Below are 15,644 nucleotides of genomic sequence, written 5' to 3' on the forward strand. Positions count from 1 at the left end.
TAAAGAGAAAATCATGTCAAAAAAAACGATATCAGAATTAAAAGAATATTTTAAAGCAACAAAGAGGCCTACGGAGAGTCAGTTTGCAGATTTGTTGGACAGTTATGCACATCTTGACAGTGAGATCATAAAATACCTAGCAACATCTGAGTATACAACTTATCTGGAGTTTCCGCCAAATTATCAGGTGGGAGATTATATTGAATTCCTTGCTTTCCAACCAGATATGTCTTCGTCAGGTGGATATTATGAAATATCAGTAGCATATACCAGGGCTTATATGGCCTCTGCTGCTACTCACGTTGCTGCCGTCTCTCATTCAAACCCTAATATTTGGAGAGAATGTGGGAGAATTAACAGAAATAACTATATAGCCAACGAGAATACGAACTGTTTCACAATTGACGTTAATGGTGCCTCAAACAGATTTCGTGTCAGGGCTACAAAAGTAGACGGTGGCGTTGATGGAACGATGTTTATGGTAATTAAGGTCCGATCTATTAATAAAAATTTATCATGGACTGGATTAAATAATAAAGGTAATGATACTTCCACTATTGCTCTTCAGCCAATGACCGATGAATGGGAATTGTTGGTCGGCAGTGCATTTTCTTCTGAATCTGCAAAAGTTGCGATAAAAGCAAAATCTAATGGAAATGTCGGTATTGGAACCCAAAATCCGGATCAGAAACTTACGGTTAAGGGAAAAATTCACGCTGAAGATATTATCATCAATGCAAATGTTCCGGCGGACTATGTCTTTGAGAAATATTATGATAATTATTCTTCAGCCCGAGAAGATTATTCGATGATGAATCTAAACGAATTAGAGTCGTTTATCAAAGAAAATAGGCATTTGCCTGAAATTCCTTCCGGCAATAAAATGGCTCAGGACGGAGTAAATGTAGGAGACTTTCAAATGAAACTGCTTCAGAAAATCGAAGAGCTCACCTTATACACCATTGCCCAGCACAAAGAATTAGAACAGTTGAAATCACAAATAGACAACACCAATGCCTAGAAAATTAATATCAGAACTAAAAGAATATTTCAAAGCGACAAAAAGACCTACGGAGGCTCAGTTCGCAGATCTTTTGGATAGCTATGCCCATTTAAGTGGTCCGGAACTTAAACGAATTACCAATAATATCAATACCGAAAATGGATATCTGAAGCTCAGGGGAATGGATAACTCCGTTGTGGCGCAGATTTCCCTTCAGGATATCAAAAACAACATGGGAATTCCGAACAGTCTGGTACAAACGGTGAACGGACAAACCGGAAATGTTGTACTGAACCTGGAAGGTTCCACCGATAGGGGAAGTACTAGGGAGGGTATTCTTAAATATTTTACCTCAGAACAAAGTTCTACCAAGATTTTCCATATAAAGCTTCCTTATAATATCACCAATAGTTATGCGATGTATCACCTTAAGGCTACAGGCTATAATTATGGACAGGCCGACATTATCGATGTGACCTGGGTAGGATATTGCTATCCGCCTGCGGGAAATATTATAAGTCACAAATCTTATGTAGCAGCCTCTACCGCTATTACAGCAGGGCAGTATGTAGGTTCAGACCAGCATGTGTATTTATGGCTTAAATTACCAAGTATTTACTTTTCAACATTCAAAGTAGATTCAATGTACGTAGGAAACGGAGGGATTTTAAAAGAAGGCGATCTGAAGCTTATTGTAAGCGACGCCACTCAGCTTTAATATTTATGAAATGATTTGATAAAGGTGCAGAATAATTTCTGCATCTTTTTTTGCTTTAAACAAAAATAAAAACAAAAAAAACCACCCTTAAAAGGATGGTTTTTCGTAGACTCACAGGGATTCGAACCCCAGATGACTGAACCAAAATCAGTAGTGTTACCGCTACACCATGAGTCTCTGTTTGTTTTAGTGGTGCAAATTTACAGCTTTTTTCATTACATGCAAGAACTTTTTAAACTTTTTTTTAAATTTACAGGAGTTTTAGACACAGTACTTATGCAGATCGATTTTAATAATCTCAATATGAATCCATTATCTTTCAACTCGGAATTTGAAGCCAAAATCCGTAATTTTCTGGAGGAATGGTTCTCGGATTCCAAGACGGTAAAAGTACAGACTTCCGGCTCTACGGGAACGCCAAAGATTTTTGAGATCGAAAAAAAGAAAATGGTGAACTCTGCAGAAATGACCTGCAATTTCTTAGGATTGAAAGAAGGGGATACTGCTTTAATCTGCCTTCCCGTTGAGTACATTTCCGGAAAAATGATGATGGTACGGTCGATGGTAAGAAAATTAAAACTGATTATTGCAGAACCGTCTGTGAAACCTCTTGAAAATCTGGATGGAACAATAGATTTCTGTGCCATGACCCCTTTGCAGGTGGAAAATTCGCTGGATAAATTATATTTAATTAAAAACCTGATCATCGGTGGTGCTGCGGTTTCAGAATCTTTAAAAAAGAAAATCTTCCGGGTACTCGGACATTCATCCAATCAGACACGGATTTATGAAACATACGGTATGTCGGAAACGCTTTCCCATATTGCTTTAAAGCAGATCGTACCTGATCCGGAAAACTATTTCACCGCATTTGAACATGTGGAAATAGCGCAGGACGAGAGAGGTTGTTTAAAAATATTTGCGCCTAAAATCAATTCAGAAATATTGCAGACCAATGATTTAGTGGATATTAAAGACGGAAATCAGTTCAGATTTCTGGGAAGGGTAGACAATATCATTAATTCCGGAGGAGCAAAAATCTTTCCGGAACAACTTGAAGCTTTGGTAAAGAAAGAAATTGCCAATGAAGTGGTTTTCTTAGGCATCGACGATGAACGTTTGGGTCAGAAATTGATATTGGTGATTGAAGGAAACCCTTCGGAAGAGCTGANGAAAGAAATTGCCAATGAAGTGGTTTTCTTAGGCATCGACGATGAACGTTTGGGTCAGAAATTGATATTGGTGATTGAAGGAAACCCTTCGGAAGAGCTGAATCAGAAATTATCCGCGGTCGGTTATGAGAAAAAGTTCCATCGGCCTAAAGAGGTTATCTTCGTGGAAAAAATCCCAAGAACTCCCAACGGAAAAGTAAACAGGATTGAGCTGGAGAAAAGCTTAGATCATAAAAATTAAAATTCAATGAAAGATTTTACAAGGGAACTCAGCTTCAAAACTTCCCGCAGCAGTGGAGCAGGAGGGCAGAATGTAAATAAAGTCGAAACTTCGGTGACGGTTCTCTGGAATGTTGCGGAATCCGGATTTTTTAATGATTACCAGAAAGATGTAATTCAAACCAAATTAAAAAACAGAATTAACGCAGACGGCTTCCTGTTTTTAACTGTTTCCGAAACCCGGACACAGCTTGCCAATAAAAACAAATCGATTGAGAAAATTCTAGAAATCGTAAACCAGGCTATAATAATTCCGAAAAAGCGTTTGGCCACGAAGCCTTCCAGAAATCAGAAGCAGAAAAGACTGGATACCAAAAAGAAATTATCCGAGAAAAAAGAAAACCGGAAATTTAAGTATTAATAAATACCATTAAAAGAGACTGAACAACGATGTCATTTGATAGTCAGGACCATTAGTCATTATATTTACAGGAAAAACTCCCGGCATCCAGCTTCCTCTTCCGGCCTTTTCACCCATTTTAATTGTTAAATTTTATTCGCCTTTACCTTCAATTCACATATTCGTGTTATTTTTGCTGCAAATTTTAGACTAATGATCAAAAAACTTATCGCATTGAGCGTATTTTCCATTTCAGTGGCTTCTTTTGCCCAGAAAATTTCTATTTCTCCATCTGTAGGGTATGCCTGGAGACTTGCGAAAACATCAGCGAATCTCTCCAGAGATCAGAAAGAATATTTAAAAGGATTAAAAAGCGGGGTAAACTTCGATGTCGCCCTACGCTACGAAGTGAAAACCGGGCTTTTGATCGGATTTAAATATTCCAATTACAGCGCTTCTACAAGCGGCCGTTTCAGTGTAATGGATAATATGGGGAATGTGGTTTCCGCTAATGTCAGCACCAAGGATAACATCAATTTTTATGGTCCGGAAGTTACCTTAACCAACGATGCTCATGATACGAAGCATAAGCTTTTCATGTCTGCCGCTTTAGGTGCCATGACCTATACCTCCAAAACGGAAAACGTGAAAGGCAAAGGAACAACTTTTGGAGCGGAACTGGATTTTGCCTACCAGTATCAGATCAATAAGAATATTTTAATCGGGCCTAAACTGGGACTTTCCGGGGGAACTTTAAGCAAATTCAGCTACAACGGCCAGACGGTAGAGTTAGGAGATGATCAAAAAGAAAGCTTAACGAGACTTTCTTTAAGTGCAGCCGCTACATTCCGTTTTTAAGTTTTATCTTTGCACAAATTTAAAAAAATGAGCAAACCGATAACTGAATTCATAGAAAAGTATTACCTGCACTTCAACGCAGCGGCTCTGGTGGATGCTTCCAAAGGATATGTAGCCCACCTTAAAGATGGGGGTAAAATGATGATCACTTTGGCAGGGGCCATGTCTACTGCAGAGCTGGGGAAAATACTTGCCGAGATGATCCGTCAGGATAAAGTGGATTTCATTTCCTGTACGGGAGCCAATCTTGAAGAAGATCTGATGAACCTTGTAGCGCACTCTCATTACGAAAGAGTTCCTCATTACCGGGATCTTACGGCTCAGGACGAGTGGGACCTTCTGGAAAGAGGGCTGAACCGGGTTACCGATACCTGTATTCCTGAAGAAGAAGCATTCAGAAGATTACAGAAACATATCGTTGAAATCTGGAAAGATGCTGAAGCAAAAGGTGAAAGGTATTTCCCGCATGAATTTATGTACAAAATGATTCTTTCAGGGGTTCTGGAACAGTATTACGAAATCCCGAGAGAAAATTCATGGATGATCGCAGCAGCAGAGAAAAACCTTCCGATTGTTGTACCGGGATGGGAAGATTCCACCATGGGTAACATCTTCGCATCTTACTGTATTAAAGGAGAGCTTAAGGCGACCACGATGAAGTCCGGAATCGAATATATGACTTACCTTGCCGACTGGTACACGAAAAACTCTGCCGGAAAAGGTGTAGGCTTCTTCCAGATCGGAGGAGGGATTGCCGGGGATTTCCCGATCTGTGTAGTACCGATGCTGTATCAGGATATGGAAATGCACGACATTCCTTTCTGGTCGTATTTCTGTCAGATTTCAGATTCTACCACTTCTTACGGATCTTATTCCGGAGCTGTTCCGAATGAGAAAATTACCTGGGGGAAACTGGATATCACGACACCGAAATTTATCGTTGAAAGTGACGCTACCATCTGTGCACCATTGATGTTTTCTTATATCTTAGAAAATTCTTAATCGAAGATCTTATAAAATCTACATAAAAGGCTTATCCGTAAGCCTTTTATTTTTTTAGCCATTGGATACAACCGGTAAAAATAAATTTGATGCGCTGACAGGGATGCGTGCCGTTGCCGCGATTATGGTATTCGCTTACCATAACCGGAAATACTGGCGTACAGACCTACTCTTTGAAATCATGCGTTTCATCAGCGAGTGGCACATTGGCGTTACTGTTTTTTTTGTGCTGAGCGGCTTTTTACTGGCTTACCGGTATGAAGATGCGCCTCTGCAATCCGGAAAATCGTACCTGAAATATATATTGCTCCGTATCGCAAGAATCTTTCCGCTGTACTGGATCCTGCTGACTGCCTTTTTTCTGGATGCAAAATATTCCAACGATGTAGATACGTATTTCCTTCAGTATTCGCTTTTATATTCTTTGTTTGAAAAATATTCCGTTTCGGGGATCGTGCAGGCTTGGTCGCTCACCGTAGAGTTTTTCTTTTACCTGCTGGCACCGCTTTTATTCTTTCTGCTTAAAAAAAACTGGAAATACTGCCTTTTGTTCTTGTCGGGACTTTTCCTTGTGGGATGGGGCTCAGGATACGGTTTACATGAATACAACGGTAATCCTGAGGGTTTCCTGTATCCGTTACAGTTCATGACGGGAAGTACCTTTTTCGGAAGAAGTACCGAGTTCTTTTTCGGAATGCTACTGGCTTATCTCATGAAACAGGAAAAAGGACTCGGGTTTTTAAAAAATCTGAAAAAACCGACACTGATCGGCGGTATCTCAATCTTGCTATTAAATGTTGCCATAACTTTTTTTGCCCGTAATAATTTCGTTCACGGTGTGGAACGATGGGAAGGAAGACTGATCCATGAATTTCTTTTACCGGTAGCGATTGCCCTTTTCTTCTGGGGATTGATGACCGAAAGAACGTGGATCTCTAAAATTCTTTCTTCAAAAACAATTGTTTTATTGGGGAATGCGTCATTCGTTTTTTACCTGATTCACCTCAGCTACTTCAACATGAAGCTGAAATCGTACATTTACCTGCCGGACCGCAACTTTGTACTCTTGTGGACCTGTTCCGTCATCATCTATCTCCTTATCGAAAAGCCTTTGTACAGTAGTTGCAGGAAACTAATTTCAAAAATTAAATAATATTTTAAGCTAAAGAATTGACCAGGACAAAATAGCGATAGGCCAGGATCCCTTTCTGAAATTTTGTCAGGCTATTGGGATCTTTATCACTTAATTTCGGAAGTACGGCTTTGTTGATCTTATTCAAAAAGCTGAAGAATGACTTTTTCATGATAGAATATTTTAATTCCTTAAATCTTATCCAAAAAGTATGCGGTTTTTAAAATGTTTACAATCAATAACTAAAGACTTTTCTTGATTTTTATTTGAAAGTTTAAATAGGATTTTTGTTAAATGCCATGAGGGATAAACACAACGTTTGTCATCCCATCGGGATCTAAACATAATATTAAAGTAACGGGCGGAGGATTTACAGTAAGCTAACCCAATCATCTGCAAAATCTGCCAGATCAGCGTGAGACTTTTAGGCCGGTTTAGATAAAAAATCCAACTCAATTTTTTATATTTGAATACAACAATCAGCAATGAACGAAATATTCAAACAACAGGTCTGGGAAATCACCAGGTTCGTTCCCAAAGGCCGTGTAACAAGTTATGGCGCTATTGCCAAAGCCGTCGGTTTTCCCAATCATTCCCGCCACGTCGGAAAAGCTATGGGCGGCTGTCCGGAGGATGTACCGGCGCACCGGGTCATTTCAGCTTCGGGTACGCTTTCCGTCCCGGAATTCCAGGAAAGACTTGAAGCGGAAGGCATCATAGTGGAAAACGGAAGGATTAAAAATTTTAAAAACCTGTTCTGGAATCCGTTGGAGGAATTATAAGTAACAGATTATTATGGGTATCAATTTGAATGGGAACCTATGCTGGTATTTTTCATTTACTAAAAAAGTAAAGCAGAAAAATAGTCAGGATTATTTGATAGAGTTTACTCTTCATAAAAATGGAAACGGAATCATTGATATGTAAAGATGTTGGTAGTACGTTGACTGAAGAAACTTTCAGCATCCAGCTTCCTTCTTCCACCCAACTGGTTTGCAGTTTGAGTTCATGTTAATATAAGTTTTAATCTATAATAAAAAACCCTGCGGAGCTTTGCTCCGCAGGGTTTTTTATAAATAGTCAATTTATTTTTCCAGTTGCTTATAACTTCTCTGGATGAAGTCCGTCAGCTCTTTTCCTTTCAGTAAATTCTGGGAAAGTTTGGCAAGATCAAGCGCGTGCTTGATGAGACCTGCTTTTTGTTCTGCATCTTCCGTTTTCAGGATCTGCCCGGCAAATTCGCTGTTGGAGTTTACCACCAGGTTGTACATTTCCGGGAAACCGCCCATGCCGAACATTCCGCCGCCACCGGTTGCCTGCATATCTTTCATTCTTCTCATAAATTCAGGCTGGGTAATTGTGAACGGCGCATCGCTGCTGTCCAGGTCTTCAATCTGAACTGTAAATTTACCGTCACCGATAGATTCTTCCACATTTTTCTTCAGCGATTCTTTTTCCGTTTCATTTAATTTGGAAATAACAGGCTCGTCTTTCTTGATCAGGTTGTTGATATGATCGGCATCCACTCTGGCAAAAGAGATTTTGTCTTTTGACGTTTCCAGTTTTTGGATTACGTGAGGGATGATCGGCGAATCCAGCAGAAGCACTTCATAGCCTTTGTCTTTCGCAGCCTGGATGTAAGAATGCTGTTCATCGGCATTGGAAGCATACAGTACAACGAGTTTTCCGTCTTTATCCGTCTGGTTCGGCTTGATTTTTTCTTCCAGTTCATTCCAAAGGAAATATTTTCCGTCGGTTGTCGGATAGAGCGTAAACTTATCTGCTTTTTCAGCGAATTTTTCTTCCGTTACGATTCCGTACTCGATCACCACTTTAATGTCGTTCCACTTTTTCTCGTAATCTTCACGGTTTTCGTTGATCAAGGAAGCCATTTTGTCGGCCACTTTTTTCGTGATATAGGATGAAATTTTCTTCACGGCACCGTCAGCCTGCAGGTAAGAACGGGAGACGTTCAATGGGATATCCGGAGAGTCGATCACCCCGCGAAGCAGCATCAGGAAATCCGGAACAATGCCCTTCACTTCATCCGTTACGAAAACCTGGTTTTGGTACAGCTGGATCTTGTCTTTTTCAATATTTAAATTGTTGCTCAGTTTCGGGAAGAATAAAACCCCGGTTAAATTGAATGGATAATCAACATTTAAATGGATATTGAAAAGAGGCTCTTCAAACTGCATCGGATACAGCTCGTGGTAGAACTTCATATAGTCCTCGTTCGTAAGCTCGCTTGGTGCAATGGTCCAGGCCGGAGTAGGGTTGTTGATGATGTTGTCTACTTCTTCCGTTTCAGCTACGGCATCTTCAGGGGCATCTTCCGGTAAAGGTAACGTATGCGTTTTCGTTCCGAATTTAATCGGCACCGGCATGAACTTGTTGTATTTCAGCAACAGTTCACGGATCTTGCTTTCTTCAAGGAATTCCGTGGAATCTTCTGCGATGTGGAGGATGATTTCTGTTCCTCTTTCAGACTTATCCGCTGTCTCTTCTAAAGTGAATTCCGGGCTGCCGTCGCAGATCCATCTTACTGCTGGCTCGTCTTTGTAGGATTTCGTTACGATTTCCACTTTCTCAGCCACCATGAAGGCGGAGTAGAACCCCAGCCCGAAATGCCCGATGATCCCTGAATCTTTCGCTGTATCTTTATATTTCTCCAAAAACTCTTCAGCTCCTGAGAAAGCAACCTGGTTGATGTATTTTTCAACCTCTTCACCGGTCATTCCGATTCCCTGGTCGATAATCGTCAGCGTCTTGTTTTCTTTATCGATTTTCACTTCAATCTTAGGATTTCCGTACTCAACTTTGGCCTCGCCAATGCTTGTTAAATGCTTTAATTTTAAAGTAGCATCCGTTGCATTGGAAATTAATTCTCTTAAAAAGATTTCGTGGTCGCTGTAAAGAAATTTTTTAATAAGCGGAAAAATATTTTCCACCGATACATTAATATTTCCTTTAGTCATAATAATTTTTGTTTTTTAATTTCCTTTGGTTTCTCAAAAAAAATACCGTTTCCCATAAACTGACATTTTGGCATTGTTTCATATCGGGCCATTAGCTTCTATGGATTTATCAGTGAAATAGCTTACTTTTAATTTTTAAAATTACTTATCATAATGAATTTGAAATATTCAGTTTTTATGCTCCTGCTTATGAGCTGTTTTATGTACGGGCAGAAAAAGCCGCTGGACCATTCGGTCTACGACAGTTGGCAGAATATCGGAACAAGGAAAATTTCCAATAACGGAAAGTGGATTGCCTATTCGGTGGATGTTCAGGAAGGAGATTCCAACCTCTTTTTATATTCGGTAAAAGACAGGAACACTAAAAAGTTTCCGCGAGGAGTTAAACCCGAATTTACCGGTGATTCTAGGTTTGCTATTTTCCAGATCCGGCCGTTTTATAAAGATATCAAAGCCGTAAAAGATAAAAAGCTTAAGCAGAATAAGCTTACGAAAGATACTTTGGCGATTGTCGATTTTGCAGGCGGTAAAACAGAAAAAATTCCGAATGTAAAAGGATTTAAGATTCCTGAGAAAGCAGGTTCTCATATCGCTTATCTGTTGGAAAATATGAATGATAAATCTTCGGATGATTCTGAAAAGGAGGGCGATGATAAAAATGAAGAGGATAAAAATACCAAGCCCTTGCAGCTGGCGGTACGCAACCTGATGGATGGAAAAACAACGGTTTATGATGATGTGATCCGTTACGAATTCAGCAAGAACGGAAAGCGGCTGGTTTTCGTTACCAAAAAGCAGGAGGAGAAAACCGTTAAAAATAAAGAAGAGAAAAAAGATTCTGCCGCAGTAAAAAATGAAGATAAAAAAGTAACGGATAAATCCAAGCCGAAGAAATACCCTTTGGAAACCGTACAGGTCGTTGACCTTGAAACAGGAGCCGTGAGCAAAATCTCGGAAGTGGAAGGCGATTTCTCCCAATTGGCTTTTGATGAAGCAGGCAGTCAGTTGGCATTTGTGGGAACTTCCTCTGCACAGAATGATCTTGTAAAACTCTATCATCTGTATTATTTTAATGTTAAACAAAAAAAGCAGGAAGCTATTACCAATAGTCATTCTCAGATGAAAAAGAACTGGGTGGTTTCCGAAAACCGCTTACCGGTATTCAGCAAAAACGGAAAACAGCTTTACTTTGGAGTGGCCCCGAAACCTGTGGCAAAAGATACGGCGATGATTGCCAACGACCATGCTGTGGTGGATATCTGGAATTACAAAGACGATTATCTGCAGACCGTACAGCTGAAGGAATTGAAAAACGACCTCAAAAAATCTTATGCGGCAGTTTTGCAGACGGAGAAGCCGGATTTCTTCGTGAATATCGATGGCGAAGATCTGGATACTTTACGGTTGGTGAATGAAGGCAACGCAGAATTCGTTTTGGGGAGTACCAGTATAAACAACAGGATCGCCTCGCAGTGGGAAGGTTCAACAAAAAAGACGTATTATATTATTGATACCAAAACAGGAGAAAGAACGGAAATTGTGAGAAATCTGAACGGTTCGGCAGCGACATCTCCTCTTGGAAAGTTCGTTGTGATTTTCGACCGGGAAAAAGGGCAGTGGCTGAGTTACAATGTGAAAACAAAACAGACCACACCATTGACCAACGGTTTATCCGTTTCCTTTGTCGATGAAGAATTCGATATGCCCGACTTTCCGGTGGCGTATGGCATTGCATCCTGGACGGACAATGATGAATCGGTCATCATCCGCGACCGCTACGACCTTTGGGAGTTTTTCCTCAGCGGTTCAAAGAAACCCAGGAATATCACCAATGGCTTCGGACGTAAAAATAAAATTACTTTTGAAACCTACGATTTAGACAAAGACATTAAAAGCCTGAACCGGAAATCGACGATCTATCTGTCGGCGTTCGATAATACAACGAAAGCCAACGGCATTTTCAAAACTTCAATCAGTTCAAATGCTGATCCTGTAAAAATTAAAATGGAAGAGGTCTGGGGATACCGCAGCCTTCAGAAAGCTAAAAATGCCGATGAATATATTCTGGTAAAAGAATCTTATACAGAATCGCCGGATATTTACGCCACCACTGATTTTTCGGTGCAGCAGAAACTAAGCAGTACCAATCCGCAGCAGTCCCTTTATAATTGGGGAACGGGCGAACTGGTTCACTGGACCACGCCGAAAAAAAACGAATCCGAAGGGCTTCTCTATAAACCGGAAAATTTCGATCCCGCTAAAAAATACCCGATGATCGTTTATTTTTATGAAAAACTTTCAGATAACCTGAACCGTTATGTGGCACCGGCTCCGACGCCTTCGAGATTGAACATCTCGTATTTTGTAAGCAACGGCTATCTGGTTTTCACTCCGGATATTTCATATACCGATGGTCAGCCGGGAGAATCTGCGATGGAATACATCAATTCCGGAGTGGAAAAGCTGAAACAAAACCCATGGGTAGACGGGACGAAAATCGGAATCCAGGGGCAAAGCTGGGGCGGTTACCAGGTTGCCTATCTGATTGCTCATACCGATATGTATGCAGCGGCCTGGGCGGGTGCACCGGTGGTCAATATGACTTCCGCTTACGGGGGAATCCGCTGGTCTTCCGGAATGAACCGCCAGTTTCAGTACGAAAAGTCACAAAGCCGGTTAGGAAAAACCTTGTGGGAAGCACCGGATCTGTATATTAAAAATTCACCGTTGTTTGCGATGGACCAGGTGAAAACCCCGGTGGTGATTATGAGCAACGATAAAGATGGTGCTGTGCCTTGGTATCAGGGAATTGAAATGTTCACTGCCTTACGTCGTCTCGGAAAGCCGGCCTGGCTCCTGAATTACAACGGCGACGATCATAATCTCATCAAACGCCAGAACCGGAAAGACATCCAGATCCGTGAACAGCAGTTCTTCGATTATTATCTGAAAGGAGCCAAAGCTCCGGTTTGGATGACGAAAGGTGTTCCGGCTACCCAAAAAGGAAAAGACTGGGGATTTGAATTAACAGACGATAAACCCTAGTCAATAATGTATAAAACAAACCCGGCGGAGCTTTGCTCCGCCGGGTTTCTATTTAGTAAATATCAGAAATTACGACTTTTTATTCGCGATTTCTTCCTTGATTTTATTTTCCAGTTCCTCGGAAAGTTCAGGATTGTCTTTTAAGACATCTTTTACGGCATCACGGCCTTGTCCAAGCTTTGTTTCTTCGTAGCTGAACCAAGAACCGCTTTTCTTCACGATCCCCTGTTCTACCGCCTGATCCAGGATTTCTCCGGTTTTGGATACCCCTTCACCGTACATAATATCGAATTCTGCCTGCTTGAAAGGAGGAGCCACCTTGTTTTTTACGATCTTTACCTTCACACGGCTACCGATTGCCTCGTCACCGTTCTTGATAGGGGCACTCGCTTTTCTGATGTCTACTCTTACCGAAGCATAGAATTTCAAAGCGTTACCACCGGTGGTGGTCTCCGGGTTTCCGAACATCACCCCGATTTTTTCTCTCAGCTGATTGATGAAGATCACCGTACATTTGGTTCTGTTAATCGTAGCGGTAAGTTTTCTTAACGCCTGAGACATCAGTCTCGCGTGAAGACCCATTTTGGAATCTCCCATTTCCCCTTCGATTTCCGCTTTTGGTGTAAGAGCCGCTACGGAGTCGATTACCACGATGTCGATTGCTCCAGAACGAATCAGGTTATCGGCGATTTCCAGTGCCTGTTCCCCGTTGTCCGGCTGCGAAATAATCAGGTTTTCCAGATCGATACCCAGTTTTCCGGCATATCCTCTGTCAAAGGCATGCTCCGCATCAATGAAGGCCGCGATTCCGCCGGCTTTCTGAGCTTCGGCAATCGCATGAAGCGTTAAAGTTGTTTTACCGGAAGATTCAGGCCCGTAGATCTCAATTATTCTTCCTCTCGGATAACCACCTACTCCAAGAGCGATGTCTAATCCTAAAGATCCTGAAGGAATTACTTCGATGTTCGTATCAATGGCACTGTCACCCAATGTCATTACCGTCCCTTTTCCGTATGTTTTATCTAATTTGTCAAGCACCAGCGCGAGTGCTTTTTTCTTGTCGTCTATATTACTCATCTGTTGTTTAAATAATTGATCAAAAATACGAAAATTTAACGTCAAAAACGAATAATATCTACCACGCGGGCCTGTTTTTATAGTTAAAAAAAATATAAAATTCTATGATTTTTTAATACCGTTTCAGATTGATTTTTTCAGGAGCTTTTTCGCGCTTTCCGCTGCAAAATTTTTTTTCAAAAAAGGATTTCCGCTGCAATCCCGGCTAGGGCATTCGCTGGTAAATGATAAGGCATGCATGCGTTGTATACCATTTTAACTACTTCTATTTAATGGCAAATGTTGTAATTCAGCCGGAGTATCAGACATCGGATTTTGATGGATGTCCCTTCAATTAGATTTTTGAAAAAAATCAGATCGAGAAGTTGGTGATTAAAAACCAATGTTGACCATTTGTCACTTCTGCATTTTAATAAATCCTTTTCGTCACTTCGGGTAAATTTTCGAAAAAAATCATACCGAGAAGTTATTGGTCAAAAAACAAATTTGATCTGCCTGATGTGGTTGACTGGATCCATAACAAATTTTCAGTGTCCGGTTTAAATAATAAATTGTATAAACTTGGATTGTAAAATGGAATAATAAAAGGTAAGGGCTTAAACTAATGAAAGTTAGAATGCTGCACAATGGTATGATAATCACCTAATACCTTCATTTGTGATGCATTTCCTTTCCTGATCCTCGCTTCCCGGCTTACCAATCGGTCGTATATTTTATTAAGTGCGCGCTTCACCAGCGGAAATGCTTTTCTGTTGGCAACTTCCGGAATCCGGAGCCTCCTGCAAACCTCATCGTCCAGTAAAAACCAGGTACAGCAGATATGGAGGTAACGCAGGTTTCTTCGCTGGAACTTATATTTCAAGGCCGGGTTTTCCATCGACTCATTAAGCAGCGAATGCGCCAGCAGAACGGAATCATCATCCGCTGGAGGCTGAATGGAAGTCCACAGATAAAAATATTCGGTTGCCTGTTTTTTGTCATTGGGTAAAAGGTTTTCAGGAATTCCCAACAAATAACCGACATATTTCCAGAGGTGGAAGAGTCCTTTTTCTTCTTCCTCAGAGATTGTATTTCCCAGTTTATGCAAGCTGTGCATAAACACCAGGCTGAAACCGATGTACGTCGCCATCATGTCCCAGGAGTTGATGGGCTCACCCCAGTTTTCGGTATCCCAATCCTTATAATATTTTCTGACCGACAGCCTGGCGTAAGAATGGATCAGCCTGGTCTTGATCGCAAATTCGTAGCCTTTCTGATGAATTTTCAGTGCATCATACCGTGTTACATTGATCCAGAAATCCAGTGTTTCGGAAAGCCTTTTAACCGCGCCCTTTTTCAGGGCTTCGGTAGCAATCAGCGGTTTATTGAGGTAAGCGTAATCGTAGCCGCCCATCAGGCAGTAATCCCGTAATGAAATCAGAGAGTCGAGGTTACACCGCATACAAAGTTCTGCTCCACTTTTAATCAGTTGATAATCCAGCCATTCCGGAATGGTCTGGACCTGCAGGAAAAGCTGTCGTACACTTTCAGGGGTGTCGTCTCCCTCGGAGATACCATTACGGATGTAGCCTTCTATTTCCTTTGAAGCTTGGTGAAAGTTCTGGGTGAAATAAATATCTTTTACTACCTGATCCCCGGTTTCATCAACATGATCGTAATACGGGACAAATTTCTCAAAATCCCGAAAGCTGACTTCCGCTCCGGAAAACTCCAGCAGCTGTCTGCCGTTGCCATTTGTCCAGAAATCTTTGAAATGCTCCGAATCTTTAAAACGTGGCTGTAACATTATCCTTTCCATTGAAATAAATGTACAAGTTTTACACCGGAATTCCCAGCTGAGATTTGTCAGGGATAACTAACTGACGGTGAGTGAGTGGGCGATGGTGAATGGTTAATTTACTTCGCAGTGAATAGCGAATTTTTCACTGGAGGCATATGAGATGTATTCCTTTTAATTAAAATAATTTGAATCCGACACAAATTAAGATCTTCGATATAATGACAGTTATGAATATTAACAGGAATAGAGCTTCAGCCTGA

13 protein-coding genes and 1 tRNA gene are annotated in these 15,644 nt (G+C 41.0%); 9 read left to right on the plus strand and 5 right to left on the minus strand.

Going from position 1 to position 15,644, the window contains the following annotated elements; all coding sequences use genetic code 11:
* Window positions 1-13 precede the first annotated feature (13 nt).
* Both ACED20_RS17315 and ACED20_RS17320 read left to right on the plus strand, forming a co-directional pair.
* Window positions 14-1,021 carry a hypothetical protein gene (locus ACED20_RS17315; RefSeq protein ID WP_378105991.1) on the plus strand — a complete coding sequence of 336 codons (1,008 nt, stop codon included), beginning with the start codon at window positions 14-16 and terminating at the stop codon, window positions 1,019-1,021.
* A complete protein-coding gene (locus ACED20_RS17320; protein ID WP_378105992.1) occupies window positions 1,014-1,721 on the plus strand; it encodes a hypothetical protein in 708 nt (235 codons plus the stop codon). Before ACED20_RS17315 ends, ACED20_RS17320 begins: the two co-directional genes overlap by 8 nt.
* A gap of 106 nt (window positions 1,722-1,827) precedes the next feature.
* Here ACED20_RS17320 and ACED20_RS17325 read toward each other — a convergent pair.
* Window positions 1,828-1,898: transfer RNA gene (locus ACED20_RS17325), tRNA-Gln, on the minus strand.
* 99 nt (window positions 1,899-1,997) lie between these two features.
* Here ACED20_RS17325 and ACED20_RS17330 point away from each other — a divergent pair.
* The 5 genes from ACED20_RS17330 (at window position 1,998) to ACED20_RS17350 (ending at window position 6,525) form a co-directional block, all read left to right on the plus strand.
* On the plus strand, window positions 1,998-3,134 hold the full coding sequence (locus ACED20_RS17330) for an AMP-binding protein (protein WP_378105994.1): 1,137 nt from the start codon (window positions 1,998-2,000) through the stop codon (window positions 3,132-3,134).
* A 6-nt stretch (window positions 3,135-3,140) separates the two neighbouring features.
* Complete coding sequence (gene arfB, locus ACED20_RS17335; RefSeq protein WP_294240471.1) at window positions 3,141-3,533, plus strand: alternative ribosome rescue aminoacyl-tRNA hydrolase ArfB; 393 nt, start codon at window positions 3,141-3,143, stop codon at window positions 3,531-3,533.
* Between the two features lie 192 nt (window positions 3,534-3,725).
* Entirely contained in the window at window positions 3,726-4,370 is a 645-nt protein-coding gene (locus ACED20_RS17340; protein ID WP_294230096.1) for a hypothetical protein, read from the plus strand.
* A gap of 27 nt (window positions 4,371-4,397) precedes the next feature.
* Complete coding sequence (locus tag ACED20_RS17345; RefSeq protein WP_294202391.1) at window positions 4,398-5,372, plus strand: deoxyhypusine synthase family protein; 975 nt, start codon at window positions 4,398-4,400, stop codon at window positions 5,370-5,372.
* Window positions 5,373-5,433: 61 nt separating this feature from the next.
* Window positions 5,434-6,525: an acyltransferase family protein gene (locus ACED20_RS17350; RefSeq protein WP_378105998.1), complete on the plus strand. Its 1,092-nt coding sequence runs from the start codon at window positions 5,434-5,436 to the stop codon at window positions 6,523-6,525.
* Between the two features lie 4 nt (window positions 6,526-6,529).
* Here the strand turns inward: ACED20_RS17350 and ACED20_RS17355 are convergent, their stop codons facing one another.
* Window positions 6,530-6,676 (minus strand): hypothetical protein, encoded by a 147-nt coding sequence (locus ACED20_RS17355; RefSeq protein WP_294240460.1) that lies wholly within the window; start codon window positions 6,674-6,676, stop codon window positions 6,530-6,532.
* 313 nt (window positions 6,677-6,989) lie between these two features.
* Here ACED20_RS17355 and ACED20_RS17360 point away from each other — a divergent pair, with 313 nt between their 5' ends.
* On the plus strand, window positions 6,990-7,286 hold the full coding sequence (locus ACED20_RS17360; RefSeq protein ID WP_294219827.1) for an MGMT family protein: 297 nt from the start codon (window positions 6,990-6,992) through the stop codon (window positions 7,284-7,286).
* Between the two features lie 303 nt (window positions 7,287-7,589).
* On the opposite strand, the gene htpG is transcribed toward ACED20_RS17360, so the two are convergent.
* A complete protein-coding gene (gene htpG / locus ACED20_RS17365; protein WP_378106003.1) occupies window positions 7,590-9,482 on the minus strand; it encodes a molecular chaperone HtpG in 1,893 nt (630 codons plus the stop codon).
* A gap of 153 nt (window positions 9,483-9,635) precedes the next feature.
* On the opposite strand from htpG, the gene ACED20_RS17370 reads away from it, so the two are divergent.
* The gene (locus ACED20_RS17370; RefSeq protein WP_378106006.1) at window positions 9,636-12,527 is read left to right on the plus strand and encodes a prolyl oligopeptidase family serine peptidase; all 2,892 of its coding nucleotides are present in this window, start codon (window positions 9,636-9,638) and stop codon (window positions 12,525-12,527) included.
* A 69-nt stretch (window positions 12,528-12,596) separates the two neighbouring features.
* Here the strand turns inward: ACED20_RS17370 and recA are convergent, their stop codons facing one another.
* The gene (gene recA / locus ACED20_RS17375) at window positions 12,597-13,604 is read right to left on the minus strand and encodes a recombinase RecA (RefSeq protein WP_294201118.1); all 1,008 of its coding nucleotides are present in this window, start codon (window positions 13,602-13,604) and stop codon (window positions 12,597-12,599) included.
* Window positions 13,605-14,205: 601 nt separating this feature from the next.
* A complete protein-coding gene (locus ACED20_RS17380; RefSeq protein WP_294201120.1) occupies window positions 14,206-15,402 on the minus strand; it encodes an oxygenase MpaB family protein in 1,197 nt (398 codons plus the stop codon).
* Window positions 15,403-15,644: the final 242 nt, after the last annotated feature.

This window comes from Chryseobacterium sp. sg2396 (assembly GCF_042610505.1).
Lineage (GTDB): Bacteria > Bacteroidota > Bacteroidia > Flavobacteriales > Weeksellaceae > Chryseobacterium.

Excerpts from the sequence above, each read along its gene's own strand:
- ACED20_RS17315 (WP_378105991.1), top strand. The coding sequence starts at position 14 with ATGTCAAAAAAAACGATATCAGAATTAAAAGAATATTTTAAAGCAACA.
- ACED20_RS17320 (WP_378105992.1), top strand. The coding sequence starts at position 1,014 with ATGCCTAGAAAATTAATATCAGAACTAAAAGAATATTTCAAAGCGACA.
- arfB (WP_294240471.1), top strand. The coding sequence starts at position 3,141 with ATGAAAGATTTTACAAGGGAACTCAGCTTCAAAACTTCCCGCAGCAGT.
- ACED20_RS17340 (WP_294230096.1), top strand. The coding sequence starts at position 3,726 with ATGATCAAAAAACTTATCGCATTGAGCGTATTTTCCATTTCAGTGGCT.
- ACED20_RS17345 (WP_294202391.1), top strand. The coding sequence starts at position 4,398 with ATGAGCAAACCGATAACTGAATTCATAGAAAAGTATTACCTGCACTTC.
- ACED20_RS17355 (WP_294240460.1), bottom strand. The coding sequence starts at position 6,676 with ATGAAAAAGTCATTCTTCAGCTTTTTGAATAAGATCAACAAAGCCGTA.
- ACED20_RS17360 (WP_294219827.1), top strand. The coding sequence starts at position 6,990 with ATGAACGAAATATTCAAACAACAGGTCTGGGAAATCACCAGGTTCGTT.
- htpG (WP_378106003.1), bottom strand. The coding sequence starts at position 9,482 with ATGACTAAAGGAAATATTAATGTATCGGTGGAAAATATTTTTCCGCTT.
- ACED20_RS17370 (WP_378106006.1), top strand. The coding sequence starts at position 9,636 with ATGAATTTGAAATATTCAGTTTTTATGCTCCTGCTTATGAGCTGTTTT.
- recA (WP_294201118.1), bottom strand. The coding sequence starts at position 13,604 with ATGAGTAATATAGACGACAAGAAAAAAGCACTCGCGCTGGTGCTTGAC.
- ACED20_RS17380 (WP_294201120.1), bottom strand. The coding sequence starts at position 15,402 with ATGGAAAGGATAATGTTACAGCCACGTTTTAAAGATTCGGAGCATTTC.